This is a genomic window from Myxococcus sp. AM009 (genome assembly GCF_013372605.1).
Lineage (GTDB): Bacteria > Myxococcota > Myxococcia > Myxococcales > Myxococcaceae > Myxococcus > Myxococcus vastator.
The window spans coordinates 1-2,747 of sequence record NZ_JABXEP010000316.1 but is presented as its reverse complement, the minus strand read 5'-3'; the positions used below and the strand labels follow the sequence as shown (position 1 = coordinate 2,747).

1 protein-coding gene and 1 pseudogene are annotated in these 2,747 nt (G+C 69.9%); one reads left to right on the top strand and one right to left on the bottom strand.

Going from position 1 to position 2,747, the window contains the following annotated elements; all coding sequences use genetic code 11:
* A partial coding sequence (locus HV824_RS35425; RefSeq protein WP_176425236.1) for a serine protease occupies window positions 1-1,267 on the bottom strand: 1,267 nt, incomplete at its 3' end.
* A gap of 311 nt (window positions 1,268-1,578) precedes the next feature.
* On the opposite strand from HV824_RS35425, the pseudogene HV824_RS35420 reads away from it, so the two are divergent.
* Window positions 1,579-2,747: pseudogene (locus HV824_RS35420) on the top strand (hypothetical protein); the annotation flags it as partial.

The window sequence follows — 2,747 nt, the reverse complement described above, 5'->3', positions numbered from 1 at the left end:
GCCCCAGTGCGCGCTGCCCGCCGCCGGTGTCCGGGCAGCCGGCGGCGGGCAGCGCGCACTGGGGCAGGCTGGTGCCCAGGTGGCTGATGACCGCTTCAATGGGCACGCCGCGGTTGGGGCAGTTGGCGCAGTGGTGCAGGGCCACCACCAGGTTGTCCGAGTGGCCGATGACGGGCGAGCCGGAGGAGCCGCCCTGCGTGTCCGCGTAGTAGCCGATGTCGTTGGGACCGCCCGACTGGCAGGAGGCCTCGTTGCGGCTGTAGATCTCCGCGAAGCCGGACTCGTCCCGGGCATCCGTGGAGCGCACGGCGATCTTCTTGCCGTGGCCGGCCGGGTGCTGCGGCAGGTAGATGCGCTCGTTCACCACGGCGCCGGAGGCGCGCAACTGGAGGTAGCCGTAGGTGTTCACCGGGTTCTGGGACAGCTGGATGAGCGCGTAGTCACGCGGCGCGTCCACCTTCACCAGCGTGCCGCCCGGGATGACGGTACCCGGACAGCCGAACCAGCTCGCGCAGCTCGTCGAACAGCTCGCGCCTTCCGCCATGAATTCGTAGTGGGTGTTCTGCGCCTCGCTCGCCGTACCGACGCAGTGCTGGTTGGTCATCAGGTGGCCCTGGCTGCCCACGAGCCAGCCCGTGCACGCACCGGAGCCGTTGATGAGCAGGCGCGCCACCGGACGGGCGCGGCCGTAGAGGGTGGGGTCGCTGGAGGCGTAGCAGGGGGCCCACTGCGTGTCGTCCGCACCGCACAGGGCCTTGTTGCCCGACAGGCCCATCTCCTCGTTGGAGTAGCCCCGCGCGAACCGGTCGATGGAGTAACCGTGCTTGTTGAGGATGCCGCGGCGGTTGACGCTGTCCTGGCTGTGCAGCTCGATGATGGCCGTGTCGCCGGCGATGTGGATGCCCCAGAAGCCACTGCGCGCGCCCGGGTGCGAGTTGTCGTAGCGCCACGACCGGGAGTTGTCCGGCGCGCGCACCACGACGAAGTCGCCTTCCTCCAGGTCGAGCCGCTCGAAGTGGGGCGCGATGTACGCCGCGCCGGGGTGGGTGATGACGTCCGTGTGGATGGGGCCGTCAAAGGCGCGAAGCTGCGTGGTGGCGTAGGGGTGGGTCGTCTCGAAGCGGCGGAAGACGTCCTCGCCCACCTTCGTGAGCCGCTGGGACGAAGAGGAGACTTCTTCCTGCTGGCAGACCTCATCGGAGGCCAGCGCCGACGGCGCCCCCGTGGCCAGCGCCGTGACGAGACATGCGAGTGGGATGCGTTTCATCGATTCTCCTGGGAGTGAAGCTCTTGCGGAGCTGACTGCACTCCCATTTATATCCTGTAAAACTGACAATTCACTGTAATGGCCCTGGGTTCCGCGGCAGGCGCAGCGTGATTGGAGTTTTCTCTCTTCACGGTGAGTGACACTCCGGCAGGCGCGGCGTGGTGTGTGGAGGCGTGGGCCTCGAGCCGGGGGCCTGGTTTCACTCGGAGCAGGTGCCTGTGGCTCCGCTCGTGCGGCCTGGCTGGCATGCAGGGGCCAGGCGACGGGAGGGGCGTCTCAGCCGCTGAGAAGGCGTCTAGAATCGGGCGGACATGGCCGAAAAGCTCGGAGCGATCCTGGTCCGCAAGGGCCTCATCACGCAGGCGCAGCTCGACGAAGCCCTTCGGGCCCAGCTCATCTACGGCGGAAGGTTGGGCTCCAACCTTGTCGAGCTGGACATCCTCGACATCGACACCCTGGCCATGGTGCTGGGGGAGCTGTGCCGCTACCCGGTGGCGCAGGAAGCGGACTTCGAGGCGGCGCCGGACGCGGTGCTGCACCTGCTCCCCGCTGCGATGGCGGAGAAGCACCAGGCCTTCCCGCTGGCGCAAGAAGGCCGGCGGCTCAAGGTGGCCATGGCCAGCCCGCTGGAAATCGAGCACGCGGATGCGCTGGGGTTCATCACCGGCCTGCGCATCGTTCCGTACGTCACGCCGGAGCTGCGGCTGTTCCAGTTCCAGGAGCTTCGTTACGGCATCAAGCGCGAGATGCGGTTCATCCAGATGAGCTCGACGAAGCGCCCGAAGCGGACCGGGACCGCGGCGCTGCCCGTGGAGGTCTCTTCGGCGCCCGCCGCGCTGAGCATGACGCCGCCGCCTCCCGCGCCCGTGCGAGCGGAGTCCGAGGCGGAAGGGATGTTTGGTGGGCTCGCGCCCGGGCAGTACCTGAGCGGCGATGACCCGGACACGGAGCCCGAGGATTCCGGCTCGGTCCGGTGGGCGCCAGCCGTGTCGGGGAGCTCGCATCCGTCGGACCATCTGCCGCCGCCCGCGCCACCGGTGGCGATGATTGATTTCGGGGAGGACGGCGGGATGCGGGTGGTGACGCCCGAGGTGCCCGTGCCTCCGACGCTGACGCCCGTGGGTGGCAGCGCGCGGCCCGCCTCGCCGCCGCGACTCACGCCGACGGAGACGCCGCGTGCCGTCGCGCCGCCTCCGTTCGCGATGGAGCCGGAGCCCGCGGAGGAGATAGACCTCCTGGAGGATGGGGAGGTGCTGGAGGAGGGCGACGTCGTCGAGGACATGGCCGCTGTGCCCGAGGGCTTCGATGGTGCTCCCGCGCCGGGAGTCGCCGCGGGCTCGGCCATGCCGGTGGCTCCGCAGGGCGCCGGTGGGGGGACGCAGCCACCTGGATTGGCGTCGCGGCAGGGTGTGGCGACTCGGCCTCCGGTTCCTCCGATGGGCGCCGCGTCTTCGGAGCCCGTGCCGCCGGCTCGGGGGGC